General features: G+C 69.0%; 14 protein-coding genes. 9 read left to right on the top strand and 5 right to left on the bottom strand.

All coding sequences use genetic code 11. The features are described 5' to 3' along the window. The first annotated feature begins 164 nt into the window (after window positions 1-164). From KJK29_RS18165 to KJK29_RS18185, 5 genes are all read left to right on the top strand, one after another. Window positions 165-2,204 carry a VWA domain-containing protein gene (locus KJK29_RS18165; protein ID WP_215120209.1) on the top strand — a complete coding sequence of 680 codons (2,040 nt, stop codon included), beginning with the start codon at window positions 165-167 and terminating at the stop codon, window positions 2,202-2,204. Window positions 2,205-2,354: 150 nt separating this feature from the next. Next, window positions 2,355-4,073 carry a methionine--tRNA ligase gene (metG, locus tag KJK29_RS18170; protein WP_215120210.1) on the top strand — a complete coding sequence of 573 codons (1,719 nt, stop codon included), beginning with the start codon at window positions 2,355-2,357 and terminating at the stop codon, window positions 4,071-4,073. A gap of 148 nt (window positions 4,074-4,221) precedes the next feature. Next, the gene (locus KJK29_RS18175) at window positions 4,222-4,587 is read left to right on the top strand and encodes a PH domain-containing protein (protein WP_189727091.1); all 366 of its coding nucleotides are present in this window, start codon (window positions 4,222-4,224) and stop codon (window positions 4,585-4,587) included. Window positions 4,588-4,659: 72 nt separating this feature from the next. Next, window positions 4,660-4,878, top strand: coding sequence for a type II toxin-antitoxin system VapB family antitoxin (locus KJK29_RS18180; RefSeq protein WP_215120211.1), 219 nt, complete (start codon window positions 4,660-4,662; stop codon window positions 4,876-4,878). After that, window positions 4,875-5,285, top strand: a complete 411-nt coding sequence (locus KJK29_RS18185; protein WP_215120212.1) for a PIN domain nuclease — start codon at window positions 4,875-4,877, stop codon at window positions 5,283-5,285. The genes KJK29_RS18180 and KJK29_RS18185 overlap by 4 nt, the downstream gene beginning before the upstream one ends. A 60-nt stretch (window positions 5,286-5,345) precedes the next feature. Here KJK29_RS18185 and KJK29_RS18190 read toward each other — a convergent pair whose 3' ends face one another. The 3 genes from KJK29_RS18190 to aspS all read right to left on the bottom strand — a co-directional run bounded on the left by KJK29_RS18190 (window position 5,346) and on the right by aspS (window position 9,727). Then, a complete protein-coding gene (locus KJK29_RS18190; protein ID WP_215120213.1) occupies window positions 5,346-6,689 on the bottom strand; it encodes an MFS transporter in 1,344 nt (447 codons plus the stop codon). Window positions 6,690-6,859: 170 nt separating this feature from the next. Further along, window positions 6,860-7,819: an intradiol ring-cleavage dioxygenase gene (locus tag KJK29_RS18195; protein WP_215120214.1), complete on the bottom strand. Its 960-nt coding sequence runs from the start codon at window positions 7,817-7,819 to the stop codon at window positions 6,860-6,862. A 144-nt stretch (window positions 7,820-7,963) separates the two neighbouring features. Continuing rightward, a complete protein-coding gene (gene aspS, locus KJK29_RS18200) occupies window positions 7,964-9,727 on the bottom strand; it encodes an aspartate--tRNA ligase (RefSeq protein WP_215120215.1) in 1,764 nt (587 codons plus the stop codon). 214 nt (window positions 9,728-9,941) lie between these two features. Between aspS and KJK29_RS18205 the strand changes: the two genes are divergently transcribed. From KJK29_RS18205 to KJK29_RS18220, 4 genes are all read left to right on the top strand, one after another. Continuing rightward, window positions 9,942-12,050, top strand: a complete 2,109-nt coding sequence (locus KJK29_RS18205; RefSeq protein WP_215120216.1) for a SpoIIE family protein phosphatase — start codon at window positions 9,942-9,944, stop codon at window positions 12,048-12,050. A 58-nt stretch (window positions 12,051-12,108) separates the two neighbouring features. Continuing rightward, the gene (locus KJK29_RS18210) at window positions 12,109-12,957 is read left to right on the top strand and encodes a helix-turn-helix domain-containing protein (RefSeq protein WP_215120217.1); all 849 of its coding nucleotides are present in this window, start codon (window positions 12,109-12,111) and stop codon (window positions 12,955-12,957) included. Further along, window positions 12,935-13,228, top strand: a complete 294-nt coding sequence (locus KJK29_RS18215; protein ID WP_215120218.1) for a DUF397 domain-containing protein — start codon at window positions 12,935-12,937, stop codon at window positions 13,226-13,228. The genes KJK29_RS18210 and KJK29_RS18215 overlap by 23 nt, the downstream gene beginning before the upstream one ends. Window positions 13,229-13,682: 454 nt before the next feature. Further along, the gene (locus tag KJK29_RS18220) at window positions 13,683-14,555 is read left to right on the top strand and encodes a BRO-N domain-containing protein (RefSeq protein ID WP_215120219.1); all 873 of its coding nucleotides are present in this window, start codon (window positions 13,683-13,685) and stop codon (window positions 14,553-14,555) included. 81 nt (window positions 14,556-14,636) lie between these two features. On the opposite strand, the gene KJK29_RS18225 is transcribed toward KJK29_RS18220, so the two are convergent. Continuing rightward, the gene (locus tag KJK29_RS18225; protein WP_215120220.1) at window positions 14,637-15,608 is read right to left on the bottom strand and encodes a pirin family protein; all 972 of its coding nucleotides are present in this window, start codon (window positions 15,606-15,608) and stop codon (window positions 14,637-14,639) included. Between the two features lie 183 nt (window positions 15,609-15,791). After that, on the bottom strand, window positions 15,792-17,291 hold the full coding sequence (locus KJK29_RS18230) for an MFS transporter (protein ID WP_215120221.1): 1,500 nt from the start codon (window positions 17,289-17,291) through the stop codon (window positions 15,792-15,794). Between the last annotated feature and the right edge of the window lie 18 nt (window positions 17,292-17,309).

The following is a 17,309-nucleotide window of genomic DNA, read 5'->3' on the forward strand; positions in this document are numbered from 1 at the left end:
CTTCGATTCTGCGGGGCGACACCGTCGCGGGCCGGATGTCCCCTTGACAGTCCGGGCCTCGCACACCCGACCCTGCCCAAGATCACACAGGAGGGCCGCTAACCTTACGTGTCCGTCCTGGCCAGGGATTGACGGCTTCACCTCACGCGAAGGGTTGCGCGCACATGGGCATTCTCACTCTCTTGCGGAACGCGTTCGGACGGTCACGCAAGTCACGGACCGCCGAGGCGGAGGGTGCGGCGCGGCCGACGACGACCCCGGAGGAACCGACGGCAACGCCGTCCCCCGACACCCCGCAGGTCCCCACCCAAGAGCCCCCCACCGCCTCCGGCGAACGCGCCACCCCCACCCCAACCGTCCCCGAACCCCGCACGTCGTCCCCCGACGAACACGACCTGGTCTCGGCGGCCTTCGACAATGTGCCGTCAGTCCCTAGGCCTGCGCGACCGGCGGACGCGGACGCGGAGGCGGACGCGGGGGTTGAGGAGCCGACGGTTGCGGAGAAGGCGGGGGTTGTCGAGGAACCGGCAGTCGTTGAGAAGCCGGCGGTTGTCGAGGAGCCGACGATCGCAGAGAAGGCTGGGGTCGTCGAGGAGTCGGCGGTTGCGGAGAAGCCCGCTGCTGTCGAGGAGCCCGCTGCTGTCGAGGAGCCTGCGGCCGTCGAGAAGCCGACGGTCGCCGAGGAGCCGACGGTCGCCGAGAAGGCTGAGGTCGTAGAGGAACCGACGGTCGCGGAGAAGCCTGCCGCTGTCGAGGAGCCTGCGGTCGCCGAGGAACCGGCGGTCGCTGAGAAGGCCGCGATCGTCGAGGAACCGACGGTGGCGGAGAAGGCCGCGATCGTCGAGGAGCCCGAGGGCACCGAGAAGCCGGTGGTCGCGGAGGAGCCCGAGGACGCCGGGGAGCCGGTGGCTGCGGAGGCTGCGGAGAAGGACGCGGTCGTGGAAGAGCCGACCGTCGCCGAGAAGCCGGTGGCCGCGGAGGTCGCAGAGGGCACGGCGGCCACCGAGGAGCCCGCGGTCGCGGAAGAACCGGCTGCTGCCGACGAGGCGGAAGCCGCAACACCGCCCGCTGCCGAGCCCGAGGCGGCTCCGGAGGAAGCAAAGCCGGAGAAGCCCGAGTCCCAGGACACGGCCTCGACCGAGGCGGCGCCCCAGACCGAGCCCGAAACCGTCGCGGACACCCAGCCCCCTGCCGAGCCCGAGGCGGTCTCCGACCCGAAGGCGGAGGCCAAGCCCGAGCCCGCCACAGCCCAGCCGAAGCCGGATGCGGAGCCGAAGGCGGAAGCGCCCGCGCAGCCGAAGCCGGAGCCCGAGCCGGAAGCGGAGCCGGAGCCGGAAGCGGAGCCCCAGGCGGAAGCGGAAGCCCCCGCACAGCCGAAGGCGCAGCCGGAGGCTGAGGCCAAGGCCGACGCACCCGCACCCGCCGACGGCGACTCCGCCCCACAGGGGCCACCCGCACCCGACAACGAAAGCAGCACGGGTGGTGCGGGTGGGAACAACTCGGCCGAAGGCGAAGCCGAGGCCGAGGGCGACGACACAACCCCCGCCCTCCCCCTCACCCGCGTAAAGTCCGCCGCCCCCGGCCTCACCACCGCCTACAAGGCCGCCACCACCACCCTCAAGACCCACAACCTCACCGGCACCCGAGCCAAGGTCTACCTCGTCCTCGACCGCTCCGCCTCCATGCGCCCGTACTACAAGGACGGCTCCGCCCAGGCCCTCGCCGAACAAACCCTCGCCCTCGCCACCCACCTCGACCCCGAGGCCACGGTCCAGGTCGTCTTCTTCTCCACCGAACTCGACGGCACCGGCGAGATCACCCTCACCGACCACGAGAACAAGATCGACACCCTGCACGCGGGCCTCGGCCGCATGGGCCGCACCAGCTACCACGCGGCGGTGGAAGCAGTCCTCGCCCACCACAGCAAGGAAGCGACCACCACCACCCCCGCCCTGGTGATCTTCCAGACGGACGGCGCCCCCGACGCCAAGACCCCCGCCACGAAGGCCCTCACCGACGCCGCGAAGTCCCACCCCACCGTCTTCTTCTCCTTCGTCGCCTTCGGCGACCCGGAGAACAAGGCCTTCGACTACCTCCGCAAGCTCAAGGCTCCCAACACGTCCCACTTCCTCGCCGGCGAAACCCCCCGCGAGCTCACGGACAAGGAGCTCTACGAGGGCGTACTGGCGAACTGGCGCCCGTAGACCCACACAGCCCCACCACACGCCGCCCGCTTCTCACCCCGTAAAAGGGGAGGCGGGCGGCGTACCCATGTCAGCTACGATTTCAAGGTTCCGTAGACGACCGAGACCACGAGATCGTCACCCCACGTAGCGACTTGGGAGCAGCCCGCGATGGCTCGACACCTCATCACCAGCGCCCTTCCGTACATCAACGGGATCAAGCACCTGGGCAACATGGTGGGGTCCATGCTCCCGGCAGACGTCTACTCGCGGTATCTGCGCCAGCGCGGCCACGAGGTCCTGTACATCTGCGCCACGGACGAGCACGGCACCCCGGCCGAGCTCGCCGCCAAGGAGCAGGGCATCCCCGTGGACGAGTTCTGCACCCAGGCCCACGACCAGCAGAAGGCGATCTACGACGGCTTCAACCTGGCCTTCGACTACTTCGGCCGCAGCTCCTCCCCGCAGAACCACGAGATCACCCAGGAGATCGCCCGCGAGCTGAAGGCGAACGGCTTCATCGAGGAGCGGGCGATCCGCCAGGTCTACTCGATCACCGACGGCCGCTTCCTCCCGGACCGCTACATCATCGGCACCTGCCCCCACTGCGGCTACGACAAGGCCCGCGGCGACCAGTGCGAGAACTGCACCCGCGTCCTGGACCCGACCGACCTGATCGACGCCCGCTCGGCGATCAGCGGCAGCAGCGAACTGGAGGTGCGCGAGACCAAGCACCTCTTCCTCCTCCAGTCCGTACTGGCCGGCGAGGTCGAGGCCTGGGTCGACGAGCGCGCCGACAACTGGCCGGTGCTGGCCTCCTCCATCGCCCGCAAGTGGCTCACCGAGGGCCTGCACGACCGCGCGATCACGCGTGACCTGGACTGGGGCGTCCCGGTCCCGGCCGACACCTGGCCCGACCTCGCCGCCGAGGGCAAGGTCTTCTACGTCTGGTTCGACGCCCCGATCGAGTACATCGGCGCGACGAAGGAGTGGGCCGACCAGGACCCGACCGGCAACCGCGACTGGCGCTCGTGGTGGTGGGAGTCGGACGCGGACGTCCACTACACGCAGTTCATGGGCAAGGACAACGTCCCCTTCCACAGCGTGATGTTCCCCGCGACCCTGCTGGGCACCCGCGCCCCGTGGAAGAGGGTCGACGTCATCAAGGCCTTCAACTGGCTGAACTACTACGGCGGCAAGTTCTCGACGTCGCAGCGCCGGGGCGTCTTCACCCACGACGCCCTCGAGATCCTGCCCGCCGACTACTGGCGCTACTTCATGATGGCGAACGCCCCCGAGTCGGACGACTCGTCGTTCACCTGGGAGCACTTCACGGCCACGGTCAACAAGGACCTCGCCGACACCCTCGGCAACTTCGTCAACCGCGTCCTGTCCTTCTCCCGCAAGCGCTTCGGCGACGAGGTCCCGGCGGGCGCCGAGCCGGGCGAGGCGGAGGCGAAGCTGGGCGAGGAGGTCGCCCGCCTGCTCGCGGAGTACGAGTCCCAGATGGAGGCCATCCAGTTCCGCAAGGCCGCGGCCGCGCTGCGCGCCCTGTGGTCGGCGGGCAACTCCTACCTGGAGGAGAAGGCCCCCTGGCTGGAGATCAAGACCAACCCGGAGGGCGCCGCGCTCACCCTCCGTACGGCGATGAACCTGATCCACCTCTACGCCGTGGTCTCCGAGCCGTTCATCCCGACCTCGGCGAAGACGATGCGCGAGGCGTTCTCCCTGGAGAACGACACCGCGACCTGGGTCACCGAGGACGAGGCGAAGTCCCTCACCTCGATCCCCGCCGGCACCCCCTTCACCATCCCCCCGGTCCTGTTCGCCAAGCTCACGGACGAGGACCTGGAGTCGTACAAGACCCGCTTCGGCGGCGAAGGCGAGTAGGTCGGGGCGTAACGGTCGTAACACGCTCGCTACAGCGCGGGGCCCGGGAGAACGAACACCTTCTCCCGGGCCCCGCGCTTTGCGAAGATCGCACAAAGCACGACCACCCGGCCACACCCGGCCACCGCCACACACCACGGGGGTTTCCATGGCACTCTTCGGCAACGCGCACACCGTAGACCCGGCCTCGGCCCAGCAGGACTACGCCCGCCTCCTCGGCCACGGCGAACAGGTCCACGCCGCGTACCTCCTCATCCGCGACACCATCCTCTTCACCGACCGCCGCCTGATCCTCATCGACAAGCAGGGCATCACCGGCAAGAAGGTCGAATACCACTCGGTCCCCTACCGCAGCATCACCCACTTCGCGGTGGAAACCGCCGGCACCTTCGACCTCGACGCCGAACTCAAGATCTGGCTCTCCGGCTCCCAGCTCCCCATCCAGAAAACCTTCACCAAGGGCGTCGACATCTACGAGGTCCAGGCCATCCTGACCCAGTTCGTGGCCCGCTAGCCCGCCTGCCCCGAGGACCCGCTTGATATATTGGCCAGAGACATATATCAAGCAGGTCTCGCGGGAGGTCGCATGTCCAGGACGCTGGTCGACATCGACGACGACATGCTGGCCTTCGCCCAGCAGCAGCTCGGAACCAAGACGAAGCGGGACACCATCAACCGCGCGCTGACGATAGCGGCGGCGATCAGCGCGGACGACCGGGCCCGGGCACTGCGCTGGCTCCAGGAGAACGCGGACGCGTTCCTCGACTTCGATGTCCTCGAAGAACGGGAGCGCTCGGGGTCGTGACCTACCTCGCTGACACCTCCGCCGTCTGGCGGCTGCTGCGCCGCCAGATCGGCGACCCTTGGCCCGACCGCGTGGCGCGGGGCCTCGTCGCCATCTGCCCACCGGTCGAGGCCGAGCTGATGCCCGGTCTTCGAACAGACCGCGACTACGAGCCGTTCTTCACCATGCTCGGCCAGACCTTCGCCTGGGTTCCCGCCCTCGACGACCCGTGGCCGAAGATCATCGCGGTACAGAGAGACCTGGTGAGCATCGGGCATCACCGCGGGCCTTCCCCCATCGACATCCTGATCGCGCTCACCGCCGAACACCACCGCCTCACCGTGCTCCACATGGACGACGACTTCGCCGCCATCGCGAAGGTCCGGCCCGACCTGTCGATGGTCCGGGCACAGCCGCAGACGGACTGACCCCGGATCAAGAAGGCGCCCGGGGTTACCCACACCCCGGGCGCCTCCGTGTCTCGGTGGTCAGCTCACAGCCGCCTCGCCCTTGACCCCTGTACGACCCCCGGAGCCCACCTGCGGCCCCCGGTTCGTGTGCCGTACGAACGCCACGCCCAGCACCGCCAGGATCGACGCCGCGGAGAGGGTGTAGAGGCCGCCGTTCGTGCTGCCCGTCGTGTCCTTCAGGTAGCCGAACAACGTCGGGGACACGAAGCCGCCCAGGTTGCCGATGGAGTTGACCAGGGCCAGGCCCGGTGCGGCGATCTTGAGGTCGAGGCCCGACTGGGCCATCGGCCAGAACAGGGTGGCCGCGCACTTGCCGCCGACCGCGGCCAGCGTGAGGGCGATGAGGCCGAACCAGGGGGAGCCGAGGGTGGCGAGGAAGGTGCCGATGGCGGAGAGGACCAGGGCGATCGCCAGGTAGGGGCGGCGGTCCGGGGCGCGGTCGGTGAAGTGGCTCATCGTGTACATCGCGATGACGGCACAGACCCAGGGGATCGCCGACAGCAGGCCGATCTGGAAGGGCGACAGTCCGCCGATCTCCTCCACCAGGCTCGGCAGCCAGAAGGTGATCGCGTACCCGGTGAGGGCCATCGCGAAGAAGACCGAGGTCAGGACAGCGACCTGTGGGTGGAAGATCAGCTTCCAGCGGGACACCGAGGGTGCCCGGTCGCGCGACTCCTTGTCCCGGGCCACCGCCTCGCTCAGCGCGTCCTTCTCCTCCTGCGTGAGCCACTTGGCGTCCTGGATCCGGGAGACGAGGAAGAACCCGGCGATGAAGCCGACCAGGATGGAGAAGGCGCCCTCCAGGGCGAACATCCAGCGCCAGCCGGCGATGCCGCCCGCGCCGTGCAGCTCCAGCAGCGCGCCGGTGATCGGGCCCGTCACGATGTACGCCGTCGCCGAGCCGCCCAGGAAGATCGCACTGGCCCGGCCCCGGCTGGAGTCCGGCAGCCACTGGGTGAAGTACAGGAGCACACCGGGGAAGAATCCGGCCTCCGCGACACCGAGCAGGAAGCGCAGCGAGTAGAACATCCACACGTTGTGGATGAAGCACATCGCCACGATCACCGCGCCCCAGGTGATCATGATCCGGGTCAGCCAGACCCGGGCCCCGAGCCGCTCCAGGAGCATGTTGCTCGGCACCTCGAACAAGGCGTACCCGATGAAGAACAGGCCCGCTCCGAGGCCGTAGGCGGTGGCGCTGACTCCGACGTCGGCCCGCAGTTCGTTCTGGACGAAGCCCACGTTCGTCCGGTCCATCTGGTTGACCAGCAGCATCAGGACCAGGATCGGCAGCATGCGGCGCAGGAACTTGCTCACCGCTCGCTGCTCGGCCTCGGGTATGGCGGTCGCGGCTTCTGACATCGTTGTCTCCCTCGATGTGCACATACGTGAACAGCAATCACGTACGCGTTCTCGAAGGGACCTTATGGAGGCCCGCCTTCCGGGTCAACGGATTGAGCAGAAGTACATGTATGTGAATGAGGGAATGGGGGGCGGACATCTCGTAGATGTCCGCCCCCCACCTGGGTCGGTCAGCCGGCGGACGCCGACGCCGACGCCGACGCACCCGGCTGCACCGCGTCATCCGTACCGTCGTGCGTCGCCTCCGGGTCCACCCCCATCGTGAGGGTGGCGACCACACCCTTGGCGATGGCGTTCTTCCGGTACTTGAGCTTCAGCAGCCCGCCCTCGGTCCCGTTGCCCGGGTAGATGGTGTCCTCGTCGAGGGTGGTGCGGGTCGTGGTGTTGGTGGAGTACGGCTCGGTCTCGGCGGAGGCCAGCACGGACGCCTCGTCGAAGAAGAGCTGACCGGTGTGGCAGGTGGTGCCGCCCTCGTAACCGGCCTTGGTCCAGGTGCCGTTGACATGCACCTTGGTGTGGATGTGCACACAGCGCCCCTGGTACCAGCCGGGGAAGACCGTACGGAACTCGACGACGCCCTGCTTGTCCGTGCGCCAGGTGCCGCGCAGATAGCGCTCGTCGTCGGTGGGCTCCTGATGGCCCCCGCCCCCGCCTCCACCGCCACCGTCCGGAGGCGGCCCCGTGGGCGTGCCGGTCGGCGTACCGGAAGGCGGCGTACCGCCACCCCCGCCGCCGCTGCCCATGTCCTCGTAACCCGAGTACACGCCCAGCGCGTTGCAGTGCCAGATGTCGACGGCGGCGTTCGCGAGGGGCTTGCAGGTGTCGGTGTCGATCACCTTGAGGCGCAGGGTGAGCGGGATGCCCTCCTGGTCCTCGGTGACGTCCCGGCGGAGCTTGTCCGCGTCGATGTAGTAGGGGCCCTCGGTGGTCTCGGAGGTCAGCTTGTAGCAGGCCTCGCCCGCGGCGGGCGTCTTCTTCGCCGCTCTCGGCTCCTCCCCGGCGAACGCGCCCGCCGCGAACGTACCGCCGACGCCCGCCGCCACCACCGCACCGGCGCCCGCGGCGACGACCTTACGGCGTGTCAGATCCCGTTTGTGTTTCGGCCCTTGGGCCGTTTCCTGTCCCGTCATGGGAAGGGAAGCTAGGGAGCGCGTCTGTCAGGAACCTGGGTAAGAGCTGGGTAGACGCCCTGGGTACGAAAGTGGCTCGGAACCGACGCCGGTTCCGAGCCACCTACGTGTTCACCGAAGGGCCCCGGAGGAGCCCTCGCGGTCCTACTTCGGCTGCGGCTTGCGCACCGACAGGTGCAGCTCCCTCAGCCGTGCCTCCTCCAGCTCCGTCGGCGCGCCCATCATCAGGTCCTGGGCGTTGCCGTTGAGCGGGAAGGAGATGGTCTCGCGGATGTTGGGCTCGTCGGCGAGCAGCATGACGATGCGGTCGACGCCCGGGGCGATGCCGCCGTGCGGCGGGGCGCCGAAGCGGAAGGCGCGCAGCATGCCGGCGAACTTCTCCTCGACCGTCTCACGGTCGTACCCGGCGATCTCGAAGGCCTTGAGCATGATCTCCGGCTCGTGGTTCCGGATCGCGCCGGAGGACAGCTCGACGCCGTTGCAGACGATGTCGTACTGCCAGCCCAGGACGTCCAGCGGGTCCTGGGTCTCCAGGGCCTCCAGACCGCCCTGCGGCATCGAGAAGGGGTTGTGCGAGAAGTCGATCGCGCCGCTCTCCTCGTCCTTCTCGTACATCGGGAAGTCGACGATCCAGCAGAAGCGGAAGACGCCCTCCTCGAAGTGCCCGGCGCGCTTGGCGGCCTCGACCCGCACCGCGCCCATGATCTTCGAGACCTCGTCGAACTCGCCCGCGCCGAAGAACACGGCGTGACCGGCGGCCAGGGACAGGCGCTTGGTCAGCTCGGCGACGTTCTCCTCGGTGAGGAACTTCGCGATCGGGCCGGACAGCGAGCCGTCCTCGGCGACGCGGACCCAGGCCAGGCCCTTGGCGCCCTGCGTGACGGCGAAGTCGCCGAGCTGGTCGAAGAACTTGCGGGGCTGCGCCGAGACGTCCGGCACCGGCAGGGCCCGCACGTGCTTGCCGGCGAACGCCTTGAACTCCGAGCCCTCGAAGATGTCGGTGATGTCGACGAGTTCGAGCTGGGCGCGCAGGTCCGGCTTGTCGGAGCCGTACTTCAGCATCGCCTCGCGGAACGGGATCCGCGGGAACGGCGAGGTGACGTGGCGTCCGCCGCCGAACTCCTCGAACAGCTCCGTCATCAGCTTCTCTACCGGCTGGAAGACGTCTTCCTGCTCGACGAAGCTCATCTCGACGTCGAGCTGGTAGAACTCGCCGGGCGAGCGGTCGGCGCGGGCGTCCTCGTCGCGGAAGCAGGGCGCGATCTGGAAGTAGCGGTCGAAGCCGGAGATCATCAGCAGCTGCTTGAACTGCTGGGGCGCCTGCGGAAGGGCGTAGAACTTGCCCGGGTGCAGACGGGACGGGACGACGAAGTCGCGGGCGCCCTCGGGGGAGGTCGCGGACAGGATCGGCGTCGCCATCTCGTTGAAGCCCAGCGCCGTCATCTTGTGCCGGATCGCCGAGATGACGGCGGTGCGCAGCATGATGTTGCGGTGCATGCGCTCGCGGCGCAGGTCCAGGAAGCGGTACTCCAGGCGCCGCTCCTCGTTGACGCCGTCCTCGGCGTTGATGGTGAAGGGCAGCGGGGCGGCGGCGCCGAGCAGCTCGACGTCGCCGACCTCGACCTCGATCTCACCGGTCGGGAGCTCGGGGTTGATGTTCTCCGCGCCGCGGGAGACGACCTTGCCGTCGATGCGGACGGTCGACTCCTTGGAGAGCTTGTCGAGAGCCTCGTAGGAGGGCGTGCCGGGACGGGCGACGAGCTGCGTGATGCCGTAGTGATCGCGCAGATCGATGAAGAGGATGCCGCCCAGGTCGCGCCGATTGTGCAGCCAGCCACTCAGCCGGACGTCGGTGCCGACGTCAGAGGAGCGGAGCTCGCCGCAGGTGTGGGACCTGTACCGATGCATCGTCGTTCATCCAGTCTTCGCTGCTCGGGGGCTGATCACGATCTGTGTTTCACGTGAAACTGGTCCCCAGCGTACCGGGCAGGCGAAGATCGGCTCTCCCGAGTTCTCCACAGTGTTCTGCACCGTGTTCTTCACGGTGCCCGTCACCGTTGTCGATCGAGCATGGTTCGGTCTTCGGTGGCAGTGGTCGACTCCCTCTTCTTAAAGTAGGCCAATGCGCACTGGCGAGCCCCTGCCCGCCGTGGGGGAGGCCCTCGCCGCCCTCGCGACCGGCCTCTGGCACTGGGACACCGCTACCGGGCTGGTCACGGTCGACGCCGAGGCGGCACGGTTGCTCGGGCTGCCCGCCGAGCAGGTCAGCCTCACGGAGGCTCAGGCCCGGGCCCGGCTGCACCCGGTCGACTGGAACGAGATCACCGGCGTGGTCCAGCTCGCCGTCGCCGAGGGCACCCTCGCCGAGGTGCGGATCCGCGTCATGGACGAGCAGGGCCGGATCGTCCGCATCGTCCGCAGCCGCTCCAAGCCGTCCTTCGACCGGGTCCACAAGGCGTACCGGCTGATCGGCACCCTCCAGGAGGTCACCGAGCCGACGCCGGGCACCGCGGCCGGGCGCAGCGCGGTCACCGGCGACTGGCGGCGCTCCCGGGAGGCGTTCCTGCTGGACGCGGGCCGGGCGCTGGCCGAGGCGCGCTCCACGCAGGAGGTACTGCGGGTCACGGCCAATCTGTCGATGCCGGGATTCTCGCCGGACGGCCTCGCGGTGTTCGGCGTGGCGGGCGACCGGCTGACGATCATCGGCCACCACGGGCAACAGATGGGCGACGACAGCCCGTTCTCGGACATGCCGCTGGACACGGACTATCCGGCCGCCGAGGCCGCGCGCACCGGCCGGGCCGTGTATCTGTCCTCCCCCGAGCAGTACAAGGCCCGCTATCCGCTGACCTGGCCGCTCGCCGAGCGCTTCGGCCGCCGGTCCTGGGCGTTCCTGCCGCTGACCGTGGCCGGCCGCACGATGGGCGCGTGGATGGCCGCCTTCACCTATCCGGTCGCCTTCACACCGGACGAGCGGTCCGTGCTGGCGACGGTGGCGCGGATGCTGGCGCAGGCCCTCACCCGGGCGGGCGTGGCCGAGAGCGAACGGGCACTGACCGACGGGCTCCAGCGCACCATGCTGCCGAGGCTCGGTTCGCAGCGCATCCCGGGCATGAGCGTGGCCGCCCGCTACGTCCCCACCGGCGGCGGACTCCAGGTCGGCGGCGACTGGTACGACGTGATCCCGCTGCCCAGCGGGCGATTCGCCCTGGTCATCGGCGATGTCCAGGGGCATGACGTTCACGCGGCCGGCCTCATGGGCCAGCTGCGGATCGCCCTGCGGGCCTACGCCTCGGAGGGCCACCGCCCGGACGCGGTGCTCTCCCGTGCCGCCCGCTTCCTGCACGGCATCAGCGACGAGGACCCGTCCGACCCGCGCTTCGCGACCTGCGTGTACGTCGAGGTCGACCCGGCGACGGGGGTGCTGGACATCGCCCGTGCCGGGCACCCGGACCCGGCGTTCCGCATGGCCGACGGCACGGTGCTGACCCGGCCGACGTCGGGCGGCCTGCCGCTCGGCATCGACCCGGACGCCGACTACCCCACGACCCGGCTGGCGCTGGAGCCCGGCGAGACCATGCTGATCTGCACGGACGGCCTGATCGAGACCGGCGGGCACGACCTGGACACCGGCTGGCGGCGGCTGCGCGTGATCCTGGAGGAGCACAAGGGCGACCTGGAGGAACTCGCCGACACCCTCGTACAGGCCGTGCACGGCCCGTCCTCGCACCACACCACCGGCCCGCTGGCCGACCGCCGCGAGGACGACATCGCCATGCTGCTGCTCAGCCGGGACGGCGACGGCTGCGGGTGCGGCGACACCATGACCCCGGTGCGCCCGGTACGACGTACGGTGCTGACGGTCGCGCAGGCCGAACCCGAGCGGGTCGGGGCGGCCCGCCAGCAACTGCGCGAGCTGCTGCACGACTGGTCCTCGCAGGACCAGGTCGACTCGGCCGTGCTGCTGCTGTCCGAGCTGCTGACGAACGTCCTCGTGCACACCGACTCCGACGCGCTGCTCGTCGCCGAGATCACCGGCGACGTGGGGGAGCGACGGCTGCGCATCGAAGTCACCGACGGCGGTGACGACCTGCCCCACAAGCGCAGCCCAGGCGAGCTGGCCTCCTCCGGCCGCGGCCTCATCCTCATCGAACTGCTCGCGCACGCCTGGGGGGTGGACCCCAGGGGCCAGGGCAAGAGCATCTGGTTCGAGCTCTACGAGTCGTCGTAGCCGACGAATCTCACTTTTCGTATCCAAGGCGTCACTGTGCGCGGCTACCGTTGACAGAATGACAGGTCGAACGGGGCCCCAGGGCAGGCAGTCCAACGAGCAGCGCTACGGCGACGAACTGCGCCGCAGACGCGAGACAGCGGGCCTGACCCAGGGCGAACTGGCCGAGATGGTCGTGTGCTCACCGTCCCTCATCGCCCACTACGAGGCCGGCCGCCGCACCCCCAACCCGGCGGACGCCAAGCGCCTGGACCAGGTGCTCGGCACGGACGGCTTCTTCGAACGCTGGCGAGACACCCTCGCCAAGGCCCGTTTCGCGGAACACTTCCAGGAGGCGGCGGAGGCGGAGCGGCTTGCTGTATTCATCGAGGAGTTCGCGGTCGCCTATGTGCCGGGGCTCTTGCAGACGAAGGCATACGCTCGGGCCGCGCTCAAGGTGGCCCGACCGAACAGCACGGCAGCCGACCTTGACAAGAAGGTCGCCAACCGCGTCGAGCGGGCTCGCATTCTGGAGAATCCGCAGAGCCCGACGGTCTGGATGATCCTGAGCGAGAACGTCATTCGGACGGTGGTCGGCGGCCCGGCCGTCATGGCCGAACAGCTCCGGCACATCGTGGAGTTGGGGCGCGCGGGCAGGATCATGGTGCAGGTGGTCCCATTCGGCGCAGGAGCCCACCCAGCCATGGGCAGCATGGTGAGCCTGATGCGTTTCTCCGACGCACCTGACATGGCGTACGTGGAGGCGCTGTACACCGGCTCCCTGACCGACGATCCGTCACTGGTCCGGCGGTACCGCGACGCTTACGATCTGGCTAGGGCCGCCGCGCTGCCGCCGGAGGCGTCCCTCGACCTGATCGCATCGGTGGCGAAGGACTACGACAACCATGAGCGCCCACCACATTCCTGACGCGTCGGCCCTCATCGCCTGGCGCAAGTCCACCCACAGCGGCCCCGACAACGGCGACTGCGTGGAGGTCGCCGACGCACGCCTCAACGCATCCACCCTGACCGGCTGGCGCAAGTCCAGCCACAGCGGCAGCGACAACGGCAGCTGCCTGGAGGTCGCCGACGGCCACCCGGACCTCACCCCCGTCCGCGACAGCAAGAACCCCACCGGCCCGGCACTGCTCTTCGGCACCACCGCGTGGTCGGCGTTCATCGAGGACGTGAAGGGCTGACGCGGTCGACTCTCGCGGACCATGTCCCCGCAGAGCACCGAGAGACTCTTGAGACAGTGACTGGAGGTCACGCTCTCAGCGTTCCCGCAAGTCGAGGTGGGCGGCGAGACATGAAAGTCGCCGATCTCCAGAGTCTGATCCGCTTGCTCAACGGCCTGACGGGACGTACTGGTTCTCCAGTGTTGAGAGTGTGCTTCAGAGACACGCTCTCGACGTGCCAGCAGGTCAGGAGGGGGCAGCGAGACATGAGCCTCGTGAATCTCCGGGGCCTGATCCGCTTCGTCAACGGTTGCACCAAGCCGGAGTTCCGCATGGCGCTCCGCGTTCATCGAGGGCGTGAAGGCTCACACCGTCGACAGAATCGATGCTTCTGTCCACGTACGGGTGAACATCCTTGCTATCGAGGTGAGTTGCACCTTCGTGGGCCTACGTTCCGACGCGGAGGTGATGCTCGATGAACGAGCAGAACAACTCGCGCAAAGACGCGATCGACATCAACGACTTCGTGTACGCGGCCACTGGGGCACGCGTGCGGAGGCTGACGATGCCGGACGGGACGCACTGGTTCCCCTCGGCGGATGTACTCAACGAGCTGGGGTACCGCAACCCTCGGAAAACTCTCGCGGACCATGTCCCCGCAGAGCACCGAGAGACGCTTGAGAGCGTAACTGGAGGATACTCTCTCAGCGTTCCCGCAGGTCGGGAGTGGCGGCGAGACATGAACGTCGTCGACCTCCAGGGCCTGATCCACTTGGTCAACGGATGCACCAAACCGTCGGCCAAGCCCTTCAAGACCTGGGTCTCCGAAGTCATCGCCACCATCCAGCGCGACGGCTCCTACTCCCTGGAACCGGCCCCGGTACAGCCCGCCGCCCCTACCGCCCCCACCGCCTACGCCGTACCGCCGCAGCTCGCCGACGCCCTCGTCCGGCTCGAAGAGCGGGCCTGCCGGACGGACGAAGCACTGCGGCGGATCGACACCAAGCAGAACGTGATCATCGAGTCGCTCCGGGACATCGCCCAGACCCTTCGGCGCTCCAATGACCGCGCCCGCCCGGTCCAGGCCCCGGAGCTGACACCGCAGCAGCTTCTGGCCAACTGGAAGGCCAGGAACCTCGTCGTCACCGAGGACGTCCACGCGGTGGCCGCCCACCTGGCGCCGGCGCTGCTGCACGGCGGCGCCGGTTACAGCGCGGAGGAGATCTCCGTCTGCACCGGCCTGTCGACCGACCGCGTCCACGACAGCCTTGAGCTGCTGTCCGAGCAGGAATGCGTACGACAGGTGGGACGCGCCCCGAACGGCGCCCCGTTCTACGTGCTGCCGTAGCGACACCGACAAGACAGGCCCGAAGTCGCAACTGGAACTTGCGGCTTCGGGCCGTGTCGTACCGTACCCGCCTCAGAGGCTCTACAAGCCGCCCTCAGTCATTCCGTGCACGGCCGGGATCGTCCCCAGTCGGCCCTTCTGGAAGTCCTCGAACGCCTGCTGGAGTTCCTCACGGGTGTTCATGACGAACGGGCCGTAGTGGGCCATGGGTTCGCGGATCGGCTGGCCGCCGAGCAGGACGACTTCCATGTCCGGCGTGTTGGAGTCCTGCTTCTCGTCCGCGCGGACGGTCAGCGAGGAGCCCGCGCCGAAGACGGCCGTCTGGCCCGTGTGGACCGGGCGGCGGTCCGCGCCGACGCTGCCCCGGCCGGCCAGGACGTACGCCAGGCCGTTGAAGTCCTCACGCCACGGCAGGGTGAGCTCCGCACCCGGCGCGAGGGTCGCGTGGACCATCGTGATCGGGGTGTGCGTGACGCCCGGGCCCGCGTGCCCGTCCAGCTCACCGGCGATGATCCGCAGCAGCGCCCCGCCGTCGGGCGTGGTGAGCAGTTGGACGTTTCCACCCCTGATGTCCTGGTACCTCGGCGCCATCATCTTGTCCTTGGCCGGGAGGTTCACCCACAGCTGGAGGCCGTGGAAGAGCCCGCCGGACATGACGAGATGCTCCGGTGGGGCCTCGATGTGCAGCAGGCCCGAGCCGGCCGTCATCCACTGGGTGTCGCCGTTGGTGATGGTGCCGCCGCCACCCTGGCTGTCCTGGTGGTCGAAGATCCCGTCGATGATGTACGTGACGGTCTCGAAGCCGCGGTGCGGGTGCCAGGGCGTGCCCTTGGGCTCACCCGGCGCGTACTCCACCTCGCCCATCTGGTCCATCATGATGAACGGGTCGAGATGACGGTAGTTGATCCCCGCGAACGCCCGGCGCACCGGGAAGCCCTCGCCCTCGAAACCGCTGGGAGCGGTCGTGACGGCGAGCACGGGACGTGCCACGGCGTCGGTCGGCGCGGTCACGCGGGGCAGCGTCAACGGGTTCTCGACGGTCACTGCAGGCATGTCGGTTCCTCCTCGTGTATGCCCAAGTTTAGTTGAGCGTTGAACTTTCTGCCACCCCAAACAGAGAAAACCGGGAGGACATTCCCAGCGGAGGACGGCCCGAACCCCGGGAGACCGATACGGACACCGGCATGACGGAAGGCCGACACCCCGCAGTGGGGTGCCGGCCTTCGTCCGCCGAGGTCAGGCAGCCAGCCGGTGCTCCTCATTCTCGGCCCCGGAGGGCTCGGCCTTGCGGTCCCGCATCACCAGCGTGGCCACCACGGCCGCCGCCAGGACACCGATCGCGCTGATCGTGAAGGTCGTCGACATCGAGGCGGTGAAGGCCTCACGGGCCGCCCGGACCAGACCCGCGTCACCTCCGGCGACCGCCAGGGCCCCGCCGATCGACTCCTTGGCCTGCTCGGGGGCGCCGGCCGGCATCGCGTCGGCGTAGCCGCTGGAGAGCAGGGAGCCGAGGATCGCGATACCGAGGGCGGTGCCGGACTGCTGGATCGTGTCGTTGAGGGCCGAGCCGACGCCCGCCTTGTCCTCGGGGATGGTGCCCATCAGCGCGGCCACCGCGGCCGGCATCGCGAGGCCCGCACCGAGGCCCAGGATCCCGAGCGCCACGGCCGGGACGGTGAACCCGCTGTCGGCGCTGAGCGTGGTCAGCAGCCCGAAGGAGGCGGCCATCAGCAGCATCCCGGCGAGGATGACGACCCGGTTGCCGGCCTTCACGGCGAGCTGGGCCCCGGCGGCGTTGCCGGCCAGCGCGGCCACGGCCAGCGGCAGGAAGGCCAGGCCCGCCTTGACGGCGGAGTAGCCGAGCACGAACTGGAGGTACTGGGTCAGGACCAGCAGCAGTCCGGCGTTGCCGATCTGGACGAGCGACAGGGAGAGCGAGCCCCCGCTGAAGTTGCGGTTCTTGAAGAGGACCAGCGGGACCATCGGCGAGGCGGTGACGTTCTCCCAGATCACGAAGCCGGCCAGGGCGGCCACCGCGACGGCCAGGACGAGCAGGGAGCGGCCTTCGAAGGCGCCGTGCTGCGGAATCTCGATGATCCACCAGACCAGGGCCGTCATGCCCACCGCGGACAGCACCGCGCCCAGCGGGTCCGGCTTCTGCCACGGCGCCTTGGACTCCGGCATCAGCAGCACACCGGCCAGCAGCGCCAGCGCGACGATCGGCACGTTGATCAGGAAGACGGCCTGCCAGGCGAAGTGGTCGATCAGCACACCGCCGAGGACCGGGCTGCCGACCAGCCCCAGCATCGACACCGAACCCCAGGCCGCCATCGCCTTGGGCCGCTCGTCCTCCTCGAAGACGGTGATCAGGATGGACAGCGTCGACGGCATGATCAGCGCACCGCCGACCCCCATCACGATCCGCACCGCGATCAGCTCACCGGGAGTGGAGCAGAACACCGCCCCCATCGAGGCCGCCCCGAAGAGCAGCAGGCCGATCAGCATCACCTTCCGGCGCCCGAAGCGGTCTCCCAGGCTTCCCGAGGTCAGCAGCAGTCCGGCGAAGACCAGGATGTAGGAGTCGAGGATCCACTGCATGCTCTGGGCGCTCGCCCCGATGTCCTCGGTCAGCGTGGGCACCGCCACCGTCAGCGCCATGTTGTCGACGACCAGCACGAGCGTGCTGAGGCAGAGCACCACCAGGATCCACCAGCGGCGTGGATTACGAGCGTCCATTTCCGTTTCCCCTCCCGC

Source organism: Streptomyces koelreuteriae, assembly GCF_018604545.1.
Lineage (GTDB): Bacteria > Actinomycetota > Actinomycetes > Streptomycetales > Streptomycetaceae > Streptomyces > Streptomyces koelreuteriae.

Coding starts and splice junctions, on each gene's coding strand:
- KJK29_RS18165 (WP_215120209.1), top strand. CDS start 165: ATGGGCATTCTCACTCTCTTGCGGAACGCGTTCGGACGGTCACGCAAG.
- metG (WP_215120210.1), top strand. CDS start 2,355: ATGGCTCGACACCTCATCACCAGCGCCCTTCCGTACATCAACGGGATC.
- KJK29_RS18175 (WP_189727091.1), top strand. CDS start 4,222: ATGGCACTCTTCGGCAACGCGCACACCGTAGACCCGGCCTCGGCCCAG.
- KJK29_RS18180 (WP_215120211.1), top strand. CDS start 4,660: ATGTCCAGGACGCTGGTCGACATCGACGACGACATGCTGGCCTTCGCC.
- KJK29_RS18190 (WP_215120213.1), bottom strand. CDS start 6,689: ATGTCAGAAGCCGCGACCGCCATACCCGAGGCCGAGCAGCGAGCGGTG.
- KJK29_RS18195 (WP_215120214.1), bottom strand. CDS start 7,819: ATGACGGGACAGGAAACGGCCCAAGGGCCGAAACACAAACGGGATCTG.
- aspS (WP_215120215.1), bottom strand. CDS start 9,727: ATGCATCGGTACAGGTCCCACACCTGCGGCGAGCTCCGCTCCTCTGAC.
- KJK29_RS18205 (WP_215120216.1), top strand. CDS start 9,942: ATGCGCACTGGCGAGCCCCTGCCCGCCGTGGGGGAGGCCCTCGCCGCC.
- KJK29_RS18210 (WP_215120217.1), top strand. CDS start 12,109: ATGACAGGTCGAACGGGGCCCCAGGGCAGGCAGTCCAACGAGCAGCGC.
- KJK29_RS18215 (WP_215120218.1), top strand. CDS start 12,935: ATGAGCGCCCACCACATTCCTGACGCGTCGGCCCTCATCGCCTGGCGC.
- KJK29_RS18220 (WP_215120219.1), top strand. CDS start 13,683: ATGAACGAGCAGAACAACTCGCGCAAAGACGCGATCGACATCAACGAC.
- KJK29_RS18225 (WP_215120220.1), bottom strand. CDS start 15,608: ATGCCTGCAGTGACCGTCGAGAACCCGTTGACGCTGCCCCGCGTGACC.
- KJK29_RS18230 (WP_215120221.1), bottom strand. CDS start 17,291: ATGGACGCTCGTAATCCACGCCGCTGGTGGATCCTGGTGGTGCTCTGC.